This is a genomic window from Salmonella sp. SAL00672, assembly GCF_046552175.1.
GTDB lineage: Bacteria > Pseudomonadota > Gammaproteobacteria > Enterobacterales > Enterobacteriaceae > Salmonella > Salmonella enterica.
In genome coordinates, this window is record NZ_JBGDUQ010000015.1 from 19839 (window position 1) to 35275 (window position 15437).

The 15437-nt window shown below is 55.0% G+C and carries 20 protein-coding genes and 3 pseudogenes; all 23 read right to left on the minus strand.

Translation table 11 applies throughout. The annotated features are described in order from the left end of the window. Positions 1–168: 168 nt before the first annotated feature. Positions 169–912 carry a type-F conjugative transfer system pilin assembly protein TraF gene (gene traF / locus ACLJTG_RS22280; protein WP_410959074.1) on the minus strand — a complete coding sequence of 248 codons (744 nt, stop codon included), beginning with the start codon at positions 910–912 and terminating at the stop codon, positions 169–171. 12 nt (positions 913–924) lie between these two features. Further along, positions 925–1140, minus strand: coding sequence for a conjugal transfer protein TrbE (locus ACLJTG_RS22285; RefSeq protein ID WP_410959075.1), 216 nt, complete (start codon positions 1138–1140; stop codon positions 925–927). Between the two features lie 9 nt (positions 1141–1149). Continuing rightward, positions 1150–1449 carry a hypothetical protein gene (locus ACLJTG_RS22290; protein ID WP_410959076.1) on the minus strand — a complete coding sequence of 100 codons (300 nt, stop codon included), beginning with the start codon at positions 1447–1449 and terminating at the stop codon, positions 1150–1152. Next, a complete protein-coding gene (locus ACLJTG_RS22295; protein ID WP_410959077.1) occupies positions 1400–1627 on the minus strand; it encodes a hypothetical protein in 228 nt (75 codons plus the stop codon). The genes ACLJTG_RS22290 and ACLJTG_RS22295 overlap by 50 nt, the downstream gene beginning before the upstream one ends. Positions 1628–1637: 10 nt before the next feature. Further along, positions 1638–3467, minus strand: a complete 1830-nt coding sequence (gene traN / locus ACLJTG_RS22300) for a type-F conjugative transfer system mating-pair stabilization protein TraN (protein ID WP_410959078.1) — start codon at positions 3465–3467, stop codon at positions 1638–1640. After that, positions 3464–3873, minus strand: a pseudogene (locus ACLJTG_RS22305) (HNH endonuclease). Before ACLJTG_RS22305 ends, traN begins: the two are co-directional and overlap by 4 nt. Positions 3874–3909: 36 nt before the next feature. Further along, positions 3910–4548: a type-F conjugative transfer system pilin assembly protein TrbC gene (gene trbC, locus ACLJTG_RS22310; protein ID WP_410959079.1), complete on the minus strand. Its 639-nt coding sequence runs from the start codon at positions 4546–4548 to the stop codon at positions 3910–3912. Beyond that, positions 4533–4841 carry a hypothetical protein gene (locus ACLJTG_RS22315; protein ID WP_410959080.1) on the minus strand — a complete coding sequence of 103 codons (309 nt, stop codon included), beginning with the start codon at positions 4839–4841 and terminating at the stop codon, positions 4533–4535. Before ACLJTG_RS22315 ends, trbC begins: the two co-directional genes overlap by 16 nt. 18 nt (positions 4842–4859) lie before the next feature. Beyond that, the gene (gene traU / locus ACLJTG_RS22320; RefSeq protein ID WP_261908338.1) at positions 4860–5852 is read right to left on the minus strand and encodes a conjugal transfer pilus assembly protein TraU; all 993 of its coding nucleotides are present in this window, start codon (positions 5850–5852) and stop codon (positions 4860–4862) included. Beyond that, positions 5849–6481, minus strand: a complete 633-nt coding sequence (traW, locus tag ACLJTG_RS22325; protein WP_261908337.1) for a type-F conjugative transfer system protein TraW — start codon at positions 6479–6481, stop codon at positions 5849–5851. The genes traU and traW overlap by 4 nt, the downstream gene beginning before the upstream one ends. After that, complete coding sequence (trbI, locus tag ACLJTG_RS22330; RefSeq protein WP_000105164.1) at positions 6478–6864, minus strand: type-F conjugative transfer system protein TrbI; 387 nt, start codon at positions 6862–6864, stop codon at positions 6478–6480. Before trbI ends, traW begins: the two co-directional genes overlap by 4 nt. Further along, positions 6839–9487 carry a type IV secretion system protein TraC gene (gene traC, locus ACLJTG_RS22335; RefSeq protein ID WP_410959081.1) on the minus strand — a complete coding sequence of 883 codons (2649 nt, stop codon included), beginning with the start codon at positions 9485–9487 and terminating at the stop codon, positions 6839–6841. Before traC ends, trbI begins: the two co-directional genes overlap by 26 nt. Positions 9488–9502: 15 nt before the next feature. Further along, positions 9503–9886 carry a hypothetical protein gene (locus ACLJTG_RS22340; RefSeq protein WP_042827805.1) on the minus strand — a complete coding sequence of 128 codons (384 nt, stop codon included), beginning with the start codon at positions 9884–9886 and terminating at the stop codon, positions 9503–9505. After that, a pseudogene (locus ACLJTG_RS22345) lies at positions 9883–10349 on the minus strand (hypothetical protein). The gene ACLJTG_RS22340 and the pseudogene ACLJTG_RS22345 overlap by 4 nt, the downstream one beginning before the upstream one ends. Beyond that, a pseudogene (gene traR / locus ACLJTG_RS22350) lies at positions 10342–10563 on the minus strand (conjugal transfer protein TraR). Before traR ends, ACLJTG_RS22345 begins: the two co-directional pseudogenes overlap by 8 nt. A 134-nt stretch (positions 10564–10697) precedes the next feature. Further along, positions 10698–11213, minus strand: coding sequence for a type IV conjugative transfer system lipoprotein TraV (gene traV / locus ACLJTG_RS22355; protein ID WP_001079997.1), 516 nt, complete (start codon positions 11211–11213; stop codon positions 10698–10700). Then, complete coding sequence (locus tag ACLJTG_RS22360; RefSeq protein WP_077917407.1) at positions 11210–11434, minus strand: DUF2689 domain-containing protein; 225 nt, start codon at positions 11432–11434, stop codon at positions 11210–11212. The genes traV and ACLJTG_RS22360 overlap by 4 nt, the downstream gene beginning before the upstream one ends. Continuing rightward, the gene (gene traP, locus ACLJTG_RS22365) at positions 11412–12008 is read right to left on the minus strand and encodes a conjugal transfer pilus-stabilizing protein TraP (protein WP_410959082.1); all 597 of its coding nucleotides are present in this window, start codon (positions 12006–12008) and stop codon (positions 11412–11414) included. The genes ACLJTG_RS22360 and traP overlap by 23 nt, the downstream gene beginning before the upstream one ends. Then, the gene (gene traB / locus ACLJTG_RS22370) at positions 11998–13419 is read right to left on the minus strand and encodes an F-type conjugal transfer pilus assembly protein TraB (RefSeq protein ID WP_410959083.1); all 1422 of its coding nucleotides are present in this window, start codon (positions 13417–13419) and stop codon (positions 11998–12000) included. Before traB ends, traP begins: the two co-directional genes overlap by 11 nt. Next, the gene (gene traK / locus ACLJTG_RS22375) at positions 13419–14159 is read right to left on the minus strand and encodes a type-F conjugative transfer system secretin TraK (RefSeq protein WP_410959084.1); all 741 of its coding nucleotides are present in this window, start codon (positions 14157–14159) and stop codon (positions 13419–13421) included. Before traK ends, traB begins: the two co-directional genes overlap by 1 nt. Further along, complete coding sequence (traE, locus tag ACLJTG_RS22380) at positions 14146–14712, minus strand: type IV conjugative transfer system protein TraE (RefSeq protein WP_410959085.1); 567 nt, start codon at positions 14710–14712, stop codon at positions 14146–14148. The genes traK and traE overlap by 14 nt, the downstream gene beginning before the upstream one ends. Positions 14713–14733: 21 nt before the next feature. After that, positions 14734–15045 carry a type IV conjugative transfer system protein TraL gene (traL, locus tag ACLJTG_RS22385; protein WP_410959086.1) on the minus strand — a complete coding sequence of 104 codons (312 nt, stop codon included), beginning with the start codon at positions 15043–15045 and terminating at the stop codon, positions 14734–14736. A 14-nt stretch (positions 15046–15059) separates the two neighbouring features. Further along, positions 15060–15422, minus strand: coding sequence for a type IV conjugative transfer system pilin TraA (gene traA, locus ACLJTG_RS22390; protein ID WP_001274202.1), 363 nt, complete (start codon positions 15420–15422; stop codon positions 15060–15062). Positions 15423–15437 lie beyond the last annotated feature (15 nt).

Below are 15437 nucleotides of genomic sequence, written 5' to 3' on the forward strand. Positions count from 1 at the left end.
ATTATCAGAGAACAGAATATTCATCAGCTAAAAAACGCCGCCATGAATAAACTATTTAACAGTGGGGGTTATTTATCTGAATTAAAAATAAAGGGCATAAAGACAGCCGCTTCATCTGCATTATTTACCTGCGAACGAGTGACAGTAATACCATCCCCTGATATTACTTCAGAAATTCGGCTTAAAATCTTCTGACACATTCAGGAACTGTTTTGCCAGGTCGTCCTGCGTAATAAACCCGTATGACAACGGACGGACACTGCCCTGTTTCGGGTCTACCAGCATCATGGCCGGGAAATATTTCACACCAAGACGCTGCGCCTGCCCCTGGTCAGGACGCGTATCCGGCAGCATCGGGTTAATCACCCCGTCCACGGTCACCGGGATAACGCTCAGACCGTAAGTGGCGCGAAAGCCATTAATCACCTGCGCCAGCTGGCCGTCAATGGGGTCCTGCCCGCGGTAAAAGAACATGATACCGTAGTGTTCAGCCAGCTTTGATATGGCCTGCCGTTGCTGAGCCTGGTCTGCGGCCAGCTGGTTACGTACCGTGCCGTTGTAGTGGCTGTACTGCAGGTTATAGTCCAGTTCAGGATGCGCCAGCATGGCTTTTTTGGCGCTCATGCTGAAAAGCCCCGCCTGCTGCGTCCAGTAATTCTGCAGCCGGAAATATTTCACAAAATTATCCACACCAGGATACAGAATGGCTTCATAAAGCGCCCGTTTCGTGGCGGCCTGCAGCGTGGCCAGTTTCTGCATAATATCCGGTTCCTGATGTGGCACAGCAGGTTTATTTTCCGTCTCCTGCGGACTGACTTTTTCGTTATACCACTGCCAGCCAGCATCTTTTCCGTATGCCACCAGGGGACCACAGAGTAACGCCGCCAGCCACACGATCTGTTTTTTTCGCATCAGACGCTCCCTTCAACTGGATTTATTATCATGTTGCCGGCGTTTCGTCAGGATGAGCACGAAACAGTACAGCGGCATTAACATCACGACATTCGCGGCGATGATAAGCCCCGCGAGCAGGCTATCTTCCGCCGTTGTTGCCTTTACAGTATCCCACGACCAGTACACCACCGGGGATGCCACGATAACCGTCACCGCCAGCCGGAGCAGAAAAGTCATCATTTTCATCAGTTCCCCTTATTCCCTGCCACCGTCCGGCATTTTTATACCCACAGAAATCGTCAGCGCTGCAATCGTCAGGGACATGACGGAAACATCCGCGCCCCCGGGACCGTCCCCGTAAAACAGCATACGGACAATAATCCCAATAAGCAGGAGTTCGGCCCCAAATGTGGCAGCCATGCTGATGAGCATTAAATAACCGTATTTCCCGGCAGGCTCCCTGCCCTGTATTTTTTCGAACCGCCGGTACGTCAGCCAGACAAAATTACCGACCAGAATACACAGCCATGCCAGCGCGCAGACCCCGTAACGCATGACCTGAGCGTGGTTCTGATAATGTCTGAAGAGCAGGTCTTTGCCGCTTATTATCAACCAGCCCGCCCTCCCCCACAATCACACTGACGGCAACCACACCGGCGACGACTTTCAGCAGTAACAGGGCACTTTCTCTGGCTGACTGTTTCAGCCTGTCCCGTTCATTGTCCTGTGCCATTATGCTCTCCTTATTTTCCGGCCTGTTTCAGCTGGTCAGCGATTTGTTCTTTCACTTTCTCCGTCAGCGCGCTACTGTCCGGGATTTTCTGGTTATTCATCAGGTCTTCGTAGAAGTTCGTGAAGTCCAGCTGGTCGAATTTAATCTGCTGCAGTTCGTCCACGGTGATGATCCCCCGGCAGTCAGGATGTTTTGAACTGCCGAAGCTGATATGCAGCTGGCCGTTGCGCCCCTGCTGCTGGACTATCTGCGCCAGCTTCGAATCAAACTGGCAGTAGCTGCGTTTCTTCTCCAGACAGACACCCAGTACCTTTTTCGAACAGAATTCCCCGACACTGACCGTCAGTTTGTTCGTTTTTGCTTTGGCCAGTGCTTTTTCGTCACTACTGCATTTAGCCAGACCGATATCCTGCCCCCAGCCACTGTCCTTACAGCAGTTGCTGTACCCGGCTGCGGCCTTCTTACAGAATTTCGCCTGTCCGGTGAATGCACGGACGTCAATACCGTTCAGGGCTGCGACATCTTTACCTGCCGCCGCCAGCGCCGCCAGTTGTGATACCGCCTCGCCAAAATCATTGCTCTTTCCGCTCTGCGCCTTATCGCATTCCCCATCAAGGCAGAACACATCCCCGCCGCAAATCATGACCTTTCCGGCGGTTTTCGACTCACAGGAGTACGTGGCGTATTCATGCAGGCAGGTGCCCTCACCGGAGTAAAACGCGCACTGCCGGGCGGCAAGAGTACAGGCCGGATTATCGACATACGCCTGGCAGGTGCCGTTGTCCGCAGACTGGGTGACATATTTATCGCGGTATGCCCAGCAGGCCTCCGTCAGGCTCCAGGGTTTTCCTTCCATCACCCCGGTTTTCGTTCCCCCGGGTTCGGTACATTCGGTATCTTTCAGAACACCATCCACCTTGTTGAACGGGCAGCTTTCCACCCACTCCACCCGCGGTATCCACTCCCGGTCCTTTACCTGCATCACCAGTGTCAGCGTGAGTCTCGTCCTTCCGCTGGTCAGCTCGTTAAAAATGCGGTCATCCACCGACCCGGTACAGCTACCGTTCCCGCTGCAGCTTGTCCCGCTCAGAATCTGGCCTTTGCTCAGCATCATTCCCGTCGCGCCACCCAGTGTAATGGTACTGCTCCACGTCATGTTGAAGGTGGTATTCATAAAGCCGGCACGGGAATTCCACAGATAATTCTGTGTGGTCACATTCAGGCTGGCGCTGCTTATCGTACCCGCTTCCGGCACGGTCACGCTGAAAACGATCTGCTTACCGGAACGGCTGAAACTAAAGGCGGTGAGGGTGTAGGTTCTGACCTCTGATGTCTCTCTCCAGTCGCCGGTGATGGTGGACGTCCGGGTACAGTATTCCTCCACAGTGGTGTCGCGTTCACAGGTATAATTCGTGAATTCGCTGCGGTTAATCTCCTGCGCGCTGCACTGCTGCCCGGTATTTCCCACAATACTGTCGGCACGGTTCACCACATCCCTTCCTTTTTCAATAAACGGCGCATCCGGTGACAGAATATCTTTGGGCTTGTTCATGAACGATTCTGTAATGGTTTTACCGGTTTCGCCTGTAGCCCACTGCGTCGTGCCGTCATTCTTCAGCCCACTGTCACCGCCGGCGGTCACGCCACCGTAATACTTCGTTTCATCCGGATTCGCGTTATAGCCGGGTATACTCTCCTGCGGATTAAAATTCCGGATACTGCCGGTGCCCTGGCCTTTGATCTGATGGGCAAAATCTGAACCCGCACGATAATCACTGTTACTGTCTGCCTGTGACTGGCCGGCGGCCAGAAGCAGAAACAGAGGTAACATACGTTTCATTTATTCTCCCCCTCGTATTGCTCAAACCAGAAAACAACCGGTTTATTCACCACACTAATCAGCCCAAAACGCTCTGCTGTCCGGAAGTTAACGCTGCTCCGGCGCCCCCGCTCAACCTGCAGGGAGACCTGTTTTCTGAACATCTCCAGCGAATATGTCGTTTTCAGCAAATTGCACGGCGCACAGGACGGGAAGATGTTTTCCGGACAGTCAGCTTCTGGTCTGAACACTTCACCGGTAGTTTTCAGTCTGAAAATGCCTTTCTCTGCCGCCTTCATGCACTGCGGAGCACTGCCTGAACGTGGTCGGCATGCCAGCCCTTCTCCGGTAGCACACAGCCACAGTAAGCACAGCGGCCACCAAATTTCATACGCAGTCTTTCCCGCTGTTTTCTGGTCAGCGCCATAACATCTCCTTCCTGCTGTTTATTCCGCAGGGAATGTCATTGCGGTTTATCTCCGGCAACATCAAGTAATCCGGCAGCCACCTGCCTGCAGTCCCCGGCGGTGACCACTTTCTCCAGCGCCTGCTTCACCCGCAGATTGCCCCGGATAACGTCATATCCCTGTGGGCAGAACACCACCAGAGTCGGTACGCTGCGGATGTCATATTTCGTGAACAGCGTCGGGTCAATCTGAACACCGTCTGTTGCCCCATCCTTCACCAGGGACAGAACGGCATCTGCCGTGGCCTTCAGGTCGTTATCCCGCATTCCACGCAGCGTGGCCGGAATACCGTAGCGACGGGTTTCGCCCAGCATGCGCTTCAGTCCCTCTTCCGGAATGGAAAACGAGATAAAGTACACCGCGCCCTGCTCCGGTTTATCCGCCTGAGAAGTCTGCTGCTTTCGGGCAAGGTCATCCAGGAAATGCCGGTCTGACTGCACCAGGGGATTCGCCTGTACCTGCTGCTCTGCCCAGGCTTTCAGCTGATGGTCCGGTTTTTCACGCAGTTGGCTGCTTAAATTTTCCTGATGCTTCAGGAACTGGCGGTTTTCAGGGGTATTAGCGACTCCGCCGGCTGATACCGTCCCGCTTATGACCATAATCAGTCCGGCCAGGCATTTTATTTTCCTGAGCATCGCTTTCCCCGGCACATAAACAAAAGAGAAGAAGACGCGAGAGACAGCATAAATGTCGCTTCCAGATAAAGTCTGATGAGAGATATTTTTCCGGACGTGTCTGTTTCCATCCACGAATTAACAACATCAGAGATGATGCGTTCCGGAAGAAAATAAAAAGCCATCAGCGCAAACATCACCAGCGCAAACGGAAACAGTTTTACACTCTCATTCAGGATCTGCACGACAGCAACCGCCCCCCACCAGATAACGGACAGATAATGCTGCCTCTTATAAATAATTCGCATAAACACCCTCTCTCCGGTATCGGTTTACAGAAATACACAGTTGCGCTTACGCCACATCAGATAGCCAAAGTTCTTCTTCGTGTTGGGCGGATTTTTTCCGTTTTCCCAGCGCATCACACTGCGTCCGAACGGGTGGCACTGCCCGCTGTCCGGGTACATATTCACCATCTGATAACGCCAGCGCTCTTTAGGGAGAATGGGCGACGGATATTCATTACAGACAGCGTTATTTTTCCCGATGGTTTCCATAATCATGCCCTGACGGTGAAGCTTGAAGGCCATCCGCTCACTGACCAGCAGGGAGGACTGCAGCGGACTGGATTCGTTACTCACCCAGCCGTTAAACGGATACATGGAGCCCTGAGAGCCTGCACACCAGAACAGGACATCCAGCGGTTTATTGAAGGCGCTGGCAATGGCATCTGCCGCGCAGGCCCCCTGAGCTATGGGATTGGCAAAAATTACCGCCTCCGGATTGAGAATGCTGGTCAGGCTGCTGTCCGTCCACGTGGGGTCGATTTCGGAGAGGTACGCAATGTCCAGGTCACCGCCCTCCAGACACCCCAGCGAGGTGATGATATTCAGCCAGTACGTGAGCGGGTATTTGTACCAGTGAACATGGTAGAACGCCCCGTTCACCTGTTTATCCTCCTTCTTCGCCGTACCCTGTGCCGTTTTCCCGAAGGCCGGCAGGCTGAACCCCAGATTCACCATGCAGCCCGGAGAGCGGGTGACGTCCGTCAGCGCCATTGGCTCCCAGTAGCCAATCGCCAGTCCGGGACGCTTAAAAATGGGCGGCGGCGCCGGACAGAACTGGAGCGGCATTGAGGGATTAGCCGTATCCGGCAGCTTTCCCTGACTCACTTTTGTACTGCCCAGCGACAGCGGAAAAAGACAGCTCCAGCAGATATCCGTGATCGGGTTTACAAAACGACTTTCACAGGAGGAATCAGCCGATACCGTGGAAACATGACCGGCCAGCAGAATCAGTACACACAGCCACAGACTCCGTTTCATTTTCTGCCGTCCTCCGCCGGAATAAACTCCACTTTAAGGAAACGCCCGTCTGTTGCGGCCGTTACCCTGGCCGGCACCTGGTCGATCCCGAGACGCTGACAAAGCACCCCGTTCTGGTCAAAGTAAATCCGGCTGTCCAGCGCCTTCTCCATCTCAGGGATGCTGCCCTGTACCAGGATAATTTTGCTCTCCAGCGTCGGCGGCGTCTGGCGTTTCATCCACGCCACCTGTTCCGGATCATCGCCGTTGATGAAATACAGCGTCTGGTTAAAAGGCACATACTGCAGCGGATTCATCACCTCCCCCTGACGGGCAAACACCCGACCTTCGTTATCCCGGATATCGGCCGCCAGTCTGACCGACGGATCAAACAGCCAGCTGCGGTATTTCTCCGCGCGCCCGATACCCGGCACCGCCGGTGGTCGCAGGCTGTTGTGGATCACCCGTTCCTTAAAGGCCTCCATCCGGCGGCCCATCTCACCGGACTGCTGCAGGGCTTCCAGCCGGTGCATAATCACCGCCAGCATGTCCGGCTCCTGTACCGGCCACAGATCGCCCCAGGTGCCCAGGTCTGCGGCCGCCACGCTCTGCCCCCATATCAGCAGGGCTGTCAGCCCCCGCCATTTCACGGCTCTGCCCTCATCCGCCGGGCAATATCCTGCTGGATCTCCCGGGTGATATCCGGCGCACCCTGTACCACCGCCGGTGAAACCAGAATGACGGCATGGTGCTCCCGCTGCCACGCCTGCAGGCTGGCCTCCAGGGCCGCATTAAAGCGCCCGGACAACGCTTTCGACTGCGCTTCCGTCAGTTTTTTCTGGCCGGCGCTGTCAAAAAACGCATCCACGGTCTGTTTCATGTTGAATGCCACCGTCACCGGCGTGTTCAGCCGGACTATCCCGTAACTGATGGCGGCGTTCAGTACCACCATCCCCAGGCATCCCGGTATCATCCACAGCCCGTCACGCTTACGCGCTCCCGTGCCGTCAGTCTGTTTCTGCTTTGTACTCATAAGCTCCCCTGAATATCTCATGCTCCTGCAGCCAGGCCTCCAGCGAGGCCATCTCCGGTCCTGATTTTTTCCACGCCAGCTGCCAGACCGCCTCGTGAATACTCAGCCCCTCTTTCCGCTTCTGCTGTACAAACTCAAAGTCAGGACCGTCTGAGCTGTACATGGCGCGGCTGAGCGGGTCGACAAACAGACGGTGCCAGGAGGAATGGTTTTCCACCTGCAGCAGGAACGAGCTGAACCACTGGTCTTTCGCGGCGCCGAATTTCTCAATCATCTCCCGGTGTAGCTGCGGGAACTGATCCGGATACAGCTGGTTGTATTTCGCGAATTCTTTGGCGCTCTGTTTGAGGATAATTTTGTAGGAAGAGTTACCCCATGCCGCGCGGGCGGCACTGGACGCCTTGTCGGAGTCAAAGTCGACGATATTCTGCGTGATGGTGATATACGCGCCGGTGTGACGGCGGGCAGTACGGTAGCCTTTTTCGATGAAGTCCCCGACCTTGCGGTTTTTGAAGTCCAGCAGACGCCAGCCTTCGTCGATCACGTTCAGCTTTTTGAGGTTACGCGGCGTGCGGTACATCCGGTTTTCGATGTAGAGAATCAGGGAAAACATCACCGCAACCAGCAGTGACGGGCGGTCTTCCAGGCCACCCAGCTCCAGCACCACCATCCTGGCATCATCGCGTAGGGAGGGTTCATCGGAGTTGAAGTATCTGCCGTAAGTGCCTGCTGCCGTGTACTGGTTCAGCAGGACAATCATTTCATCCAGGCGGCTGCGGATACCAGGTGACTCCGCATACTGTTCGCTCGTGCGGGCGTTCTCCAGAAAATCCACCACGTCATCAATACGCGCCCGGTTCTTTTTTGTCAGCCAGGCTGCCCTGACCGCCTGCAGCAACAGGCCCTCATGGACTTCGTCAAGGTTGCCGTTGGGGCTGGCCATCACCGACAGCTGGTCGCGGATACGTTCGGCCGACTGATCAATATCGGTGATATTGGCGAAGGGGTTAAAACGCAGGGTCTCCCCGTCCAGGTACACCCCGCCCATATTTTCGCACAGGGACTTGTACCCGTCCCCCATGTCAAACACCACCGCAAAGCCGCCGGAATCCAGCACGCTGCGGATAAGCGGCTGTATCAGCCCGGTCTTGCCCGCCCCGGAGGTTCCGCAGACCGCCATGTTGTAGTTGGTGTTGTTCATTCCCCGGAAGAAAATATCAATAAAGGCCAGCTGGTTACGGTAGGTCGGAGCCAGCAGCCCGGCGGGCGTCAGCGGGTTATCCGCCACCAGGGGCATCAGGTTGGCCACATTGAAGCTCTCCGCCCGTTGCACCACACCGGCTTCCTTCAGTTGCTTAAACAGCCCCTTCCCGGCCATAAACGGCAGGCAGGCCAGGAAATTACGCATGTGGTTAAAGCGCGGCGAAATCAGCTCAAAACCGTTTTTACGGAAACTGTTCAGGATATCCTGCTCCGTTTCCAGCGCCGTTTCCTTGTTGTCGCGGCAGAACGCCGTGATATTGAAAAAGTAGGACACCACCGAGGACTGGTTCGACGCCAGGCGCTGGCGCAGGTCTCCCCACTCCTTCGCTTCCTTCTCCACGGACGGGAACCATTTGGCGTAGGAGGTCTTCGACTTCTTCTCCAGATCCATGTACTTCAGGTTCGCTTCGCTGTGGGTCTTCACCTGGTCTTCCACCACCAGGGTCAGCGTCAGAATGAACGGACAGGAGATGGACAGCTCCGGGTTCAGCAGATTGCTGTAATTATCCGCCGAGTTCCACAGGAAGGCGATTTCCGGGTTACGGGCCAGATGAAAACTCATGATGCGCGCGGTGCTGTTTTTCCCGTGATCGCGCAGTCCCAGCGTCAGGTAATCCTGCCTGACCTTCAGGTCAAAGGAGTCGTCCACGCACTGGTAATTCAGGTCGGAATACGGGTCCAGCCGGCGCCGGGTCGAATGGAGGGATTCCGGATTGTGATTAATCATCTCCCCGACAATATTAATAAAGGCCTGCGCATCCACGGTCTGTGTGCTGATATATGCCCCCTGCAGGGAGGCCCGGATAATCTTCACCAGGTTTTCCATCTCCAGGATATCGGCCCGGCTTTTTTTTCTGGACGGCGCGCAGTATGAGATGAATACCCGGTAATGGCGCAGGGTCAGGGGCAGGTTCATTCCTTCCGGCAACGGAAAGTGAGTCTCTGCAGCTTTCATGTAGTAGGCGCGGGTGATGGCGTTAAACCGCTCCGCCTGCTCACCGGACCAGGAGAACTCCCGCAGCCCGTACTCAATACGCTCCCCGACCAGCTGGCTGGACATCAGGTGGATACACAGGGGTATCCCGCGCGGCAGTTTGGTACGCAGTAGATGGTCAAGGGAGAGCGCAATGGTCTCGTTAGCGCCGTTGACAGGCGTGGCTTCCAGCATAAAGCCCATCGTGGCGTCATTCATGAACAGGCCGGACTCCTGGTTATAGTCCCGGTACGGCAGCAGACGGCTGAACTGCGGGAAGCTCATCTCGCCGAGGATCTGATTGGCCTGTGCCGATTCATCCGGCAGCTTCAGCGCGGTCAGCAGCGAGTTGGCCGCCTGAGTGACAGTATCAAGCAGGTTCTTCACACGAACACCTTAACCTTAAGAAAAACAGAATGTTGAAACGGGAAGCGCGAACAGACAGAACAGGAAGACTGCTCCCTGCCACTGCAGAAGAAACAGTCCGTTCCACTGCCACTGATAAAACAACCAGACGGAAGGAACCAGCAGAGCAAAAACATGAAGACCTGCAGCAACCCCGGTCATGATGGCCGTTGCCTCCCGGCGCACCGCGGAGTTCAGGAGAAAAAGCCGCAGCACGGTCACCACAACAGAGCCTGTTACCAGCAGCGCCTGTAATCTCATCCACTTCCAGGATTCAGCAGAAAGCGGATGCTCATGCAGGAAATATTCATTCACAAAGGAAAGACTCCAGTACACCAGGAGAAAACCGGCCACGCCGTAACGCTGCAGATAAACCTTCATTCTGATTTATCCCCGCCGACAAACTTCCGGATGGCATCCTGTTCACGCTGACGGGTTGCAAGCTCCTCCACTTCATTACTGCTCTCCCACCAGAGACGCAGGATGTCGTCTTCATCCCGTCCGGTCAGCGTTTTCCCGGACAGCAGGCGGCGGAGCAGCTCCCGGCGAACTCTGCGGTATCTTCCACCCGGCGCAACAGCCACAGCAGTGTCTGACGACTGAGCGCGATATACCTGTCCAGGCAGAAGAACATAAAAACCAGATAAATCAGACAAACGCATATCACGACACACAGCGTGTATTTCAGGAGCAGGGAGGTACTGAATAACGCAGTAATCACACTCAGTACGGCGGTAATTATTGAGAGGAAGCCCAGGTTTTTAAATACCCGAACCTGTCGCCGATATATCCGGTCATGTTTATCAATAATGGATTCCATTTTTTCAGCGTCTGATTTATGCATAATGCCTGCCCTGTTTTTCCAGAAAAGACTGGCATTCGACACACAACGTCACGCAAGGAAATATTTTTCGCCGCGCTTCCGGAATGGGATTACCGCATGCTTCACACCGTTAAACCGGAATACCTTTACGGTTTACTTTCTGCCGTATCCGGTTTATTCCCGTCACGGTCAGTTGTTCTGTCACTGAATATGCCTCATCGGCTTCATCGCTCATGGAATATGTCTCCCGACACGTTCTGACACGCTACCGCCCGTCCCTTTTCACGCACAGGGCACTCGTCTTACAGGCAGATCCTGAATACAGAAAGCCGGCCGGCATTGCCGGCTGATATCTGACTGACGCGTCAGTTAATTAATCCGTGGCTTTCCCCACACGGACGGTTTAATGACAAAAAATACGCCGGACGGCTGATGATAAATATCCTGGCTGTCAATATAGGGCGCTATCCATAACGCCGCCGTCTGTTCCCCGGTTCTCAGTGGACGGGGCGGTACCACAGGAGAGGCCGTACTGACAGGTGCCACCGTTTTCACCTCCCGGGCAGCCGTAAACAGCGGGTGTGGTGTCGGCGGTTTCTGCCCGGAACGCGGGGCGATCACTGTCTTTCCGACGGGCGGTGTGACGGTACTGACGGCCTGTACCGGCGTCGTGCGAAAGTTACCCTCAGCCAGGTGCGGCAGTGATACCGCACCCGGCTTTACCGTCTCAGATTGCTCCTGCCTTTTCGCTTTTTCATTGGCCTGCTCCATCGTCATACAGGTGTCTGACGTGGTGGCGGTACATTCAAAGTCGGAGTTCGTTCCGGCACATCCGGACAGCAGAAGCACGCCGCAGAAAGGGATCAGGCATGAAATCCGGTTCATGATTTTGCCCCTTTCTTATTCTCACGCAGCAGCTTTTTGATTAATTCAGACAGAACACATGTTTTCCCTGCGCCTGGCATTCCGGGAACTGAAAAATTATATTCCCGGCGTCCGGAGAGTATTATTTTTGTAGTACAGTTACTGATAACAGATTTCACAAAATCATCCTGCACGGGTTCATCAGGAACTGAAATAACATTACGTATGTTCATTTTTATCACCCTCTTTTTCAGCCTCTTTATTACCGGAATAAGAAACCTGCCCGTTTGTATTTTCTATTAAAGTCCGGATTTCGTTTTCTTTATCAATATACTTCAGGTTGTTTGTCGCTGTGTCATACGCATATGTCAGTGGATTGTGACGGTACGGCCGGTCTCCGATCATTACTGCCACCGCGGTATACAACAGCGCCAGCATCCCCCATAACAGCCATCCCGTTTGCGACAGGGACTGGTCGATATCTGCCGCGTATTCTTCCGCGCCGGTTATTTTTAGCGGACAGTTTTCCGTCAGATTCAGCAGTACAGGTGACGACACCGTGAAAACCGGATCAGGGCAGTCCCGGACCGGAAACATCCCGGACGGGGCCATTGCCCTCACCCGTCCGATTTCCTGCGCCATCTGTTGTCCCGGCGTGGTATCCCCCGTCCGGAAGAGCAGAATGACAACAATGGCTGTTGTGGCCAGCGGCCAGATAACGGCATATTTCACGCCCCATATCAGCCAGCGCAGAAGACCGGCAATACGATATAAAACGGCACGTCCCTTCAGGTTGTTCAGCCGGTTATTTCCCATTTACATGTCCTCCCTGGCTGCCGGACATAAACTGCTGTGGATTCAGGTCACCCAGTTGCTTCAGCATCTGGTCGGTGTTAAAGCCGTTCATATGGCTGTCGACTGACGGAGGTACAGGCACCGGGCTTTCCGCATTTTCATCCTCCTTCCGGTGACGGGCCTGCTCCTGTGCCATTTCTTCCACGGTTTTCAGCTGAAAACCGTCCTGAAACACCACAGTCACTTCATTACCGGCACCAATCGGGATCACCGGGTGATACTGCTCGGCACGTTTGATGTAATAATCACTGAGTGTCTGTGCCGCTTTCGATGCACCACCACCAATCCCCATTCTGAACACATCGCCCGCGCCGTAAGTCGCAGTGGCCCCCAACCCCACCGCCGGCTGGGATGCCCGCTCCATCCCCTGGCCGATACCGTCCACAAAACCGGCGCCCCACGCCCAGCCGAGGATTTTGCCATTACGCATCACCACTTCACCTTTGATGCCGTTCTTTCCACGGAAGCTGACATGTCCCTTAACCGGCATGTCGATGGTTTTGCCGTCCTTCAGGCAGCTGATATTACGGGTACGTACTATCGCGCGTTCACTGGACACATCCCCCCAGGCCTCCAGACCCACAAAGCACCCTGTCAGGTCATATGTTTTACTGTTCGGAATCTCCACCGGGCCGGTAATGCGCAGCTGCATGGGGACCGTCGATTCATTACCGGTGACGGAGGCATTGGCATCCGCTCCTTCGATCAGCATGGTTTTTGCAAAACTCCCGGACGGGATATACGGCAGGGAGGGACCTTTCTTCGCGGCAGCGTCATAGCTGAACGTTTTACGCTGTATACGGTTCGGCACCGGCACGGACTGGTATGTCACCTGTGGCGGTGGCGTGACGCCATTCCCCGGATAAAAAGCGGTTGGCGGAGGAACGGCTCCCTGTGGCGGGAAGGTCACCGGCGTATTACCCGGCTGAGGTTCTCCTTCCGGACCGGGCGGTGAGGCAGGTGTATGCGGCACGGGCTCTCCTGTGGTCGTCACCGGGTTCGCTCCCAGGGCCTTCACCTGTTCGGCCAGGGCGGCGTTGTCCTGCCCCAGCTTCTCAATACGACGCTGGTCGTCACCGCGCTGCTTATTCAGAACATCCAGCTCATGGCGGATTTCGTCGTACTGTTTCTGCATCTGCGCCGCAGTCACCTGCATTTCCGTGGTGGCATGCTGACGAACTTTGTCATCAAAGGTCGTGTCCACCACCCCGGTCATATCCGGTACCGGCTCCTGCTCTGCGGCCGTCCCGTTGCCACTCATGTCGACGTCAGACAGGTAAAGGCCTCCGCCAATGGCAGCGGCAGCCCCCACCGCAACAATCCCCAGCCAGATGTACTGTTTACGCTTTACAACCGTATTGATGCTCGCCATCAGCTGCCCTCCCCGTCACGGATGACGTACACGTCCATTCGTGCACCGGCCAGTATCTGGCTGACGGGCTGGCTGAACATCACGGCGCGGGTTCCGGGCTGCCAGAAATCACTTTCCCTGATGTTCAGGGCAGACGGCATTTTATTTTCCACAGCAAACCGTACCAGTTTCAGGTGATTGCCGGTCCACACAGCGTCAGCCCGTGCAGACAGACCGGCCGGGGCCTGCAGCGCTTCTTTCGTGACGGGGATCTGATACCAGCCGGCAGGCAGAGTACCTCCACGAACTGCCTGGCTGACGGCAACCAGCAGGGATTCATAAGGGGTGGCCGTTTCCCATGCGCCAGCCTCCTCCCCGGTTCCGCGCAGGTCGCTGACCAGTTGTACGGTGCGTCCGGCACCGGCCCGGGGGACGGCCCGGACGGAAAAGTTCAGCCCGCGCTCCGTCTCCAGAATGAAGGTGAACGGCTTTTTATTGACCGTGGCCACCACCACGCCGCCCGTGCCTGTCTGCTCACTGTTTGTCAGCATGCCGTCCAGACCGCTGACCGCAGTGATACGGTCACCCGGCACCGTAAACAGGTTCGGGTCGGTGTTGCTGACAGCAATGTTCGCCTGACCGCCGTTAGCCAGGGACACCACCACCGGGGCCAGCGTACCGGAACCCGACGCCATCACCAGACCGGAAAATAACCATCCGGCCGCCAGTAAAAATGGCTTATACGGCTTATTTTTTCGCATCGTCTGTTTCCCCGAAATTATCCAGCCAGGTCACGCCGTTTTCCCGTTTCAGAATAAGAATGTAATGTTTGATGTCGGTAAACGGTTTTGAATCTCCAATCCAGGTTTTCAGCACACCGCGAATTTCCACGCGGCCATACTGTGGCCAGACCCTGACACTGGTCTGGAAAAAAGCGGAGTTAACGTTGTCGGCCTTAATTCGTCTCGCTTCTTCTGCCAGAATGACTTTCATTTGGTTCTGTGCGCCCGGACGAATATATTGCAGAAGTGCCCGGTGTGACGCGTCGACGGTTTCTGACGACACATTCAGACGCAGGGCAATAAACGACAGTGCCATCTGCTGTAAATAAGAGGCATCGGCACTGTTCTGTGACACCGCAAAGGGCGCGTTAAATCCCATAGGAGTGACCGCCGTGCGTTGCTCATTCTGCAGCCGGTAGTTATTAATACCCTGAATGACATTCACGGCCAGACTGAGCACAATCAGCAGGGCCATAAAAATAAAACTTATCGCCAGTACGCGGCTGGTACTTAAACGGGCGCCGTGTTCCATATACTCATCCCGGAATAATGATTACTTAATCCACTGCCGGAAACACGAATCGGGAACGTTATGAAAAATACCGCGAAGGAGGGCTGTCGGCATATACCAGTAAATCAGGTCACGCAGCCAGGAGCTTCCCCGTCCTTTTTTGAGTTTTCTTATCCCGAAATAAACCAGAACCGCAGCGCTGATGCCGAAAAGTTGTCTGGATGTCATTAATCCCCAGCCGATACAGACAGCAGCAGGAATTAATTCATCCACCGGCAGGCCGAACCAGCGGCTCTGGTTGGTCAGTGTTTCCGGGAAACGATATTTCCTGAGTTTATTCTCGTCTCCCGACATGGTCTTATTTCCTGTCAGAGGCCAACGACAGCCATACCAACGGCAATAAAGACCGAGATGATGGCAAAACCCGCCAGGAATTTGACGTTCTTGGTCATCATGTACATCACGGCACCGACCAGCACTTCCGCGAGAATAACCCATTTGACGGCGCTGGAATCCTTACCAAATGTCGCCTTGACCGTACCGTTACCGCTGGCCATCAGGTCCTGCGAACCGCCGGCAGCCATTGCCAGTTGCGGGAAAAAGAACATCAGCACTGCCGCCGGGATCACTGCGCGGGCAAGTTTCAGCAGGTTCAGACGTGTGAACGTAGACAGAAACGATTTCTTTTTAACGGGCGCAGAAGCACCCTGAACACTTAAAATAGCGCTCATATGGTTCCTCTTTTA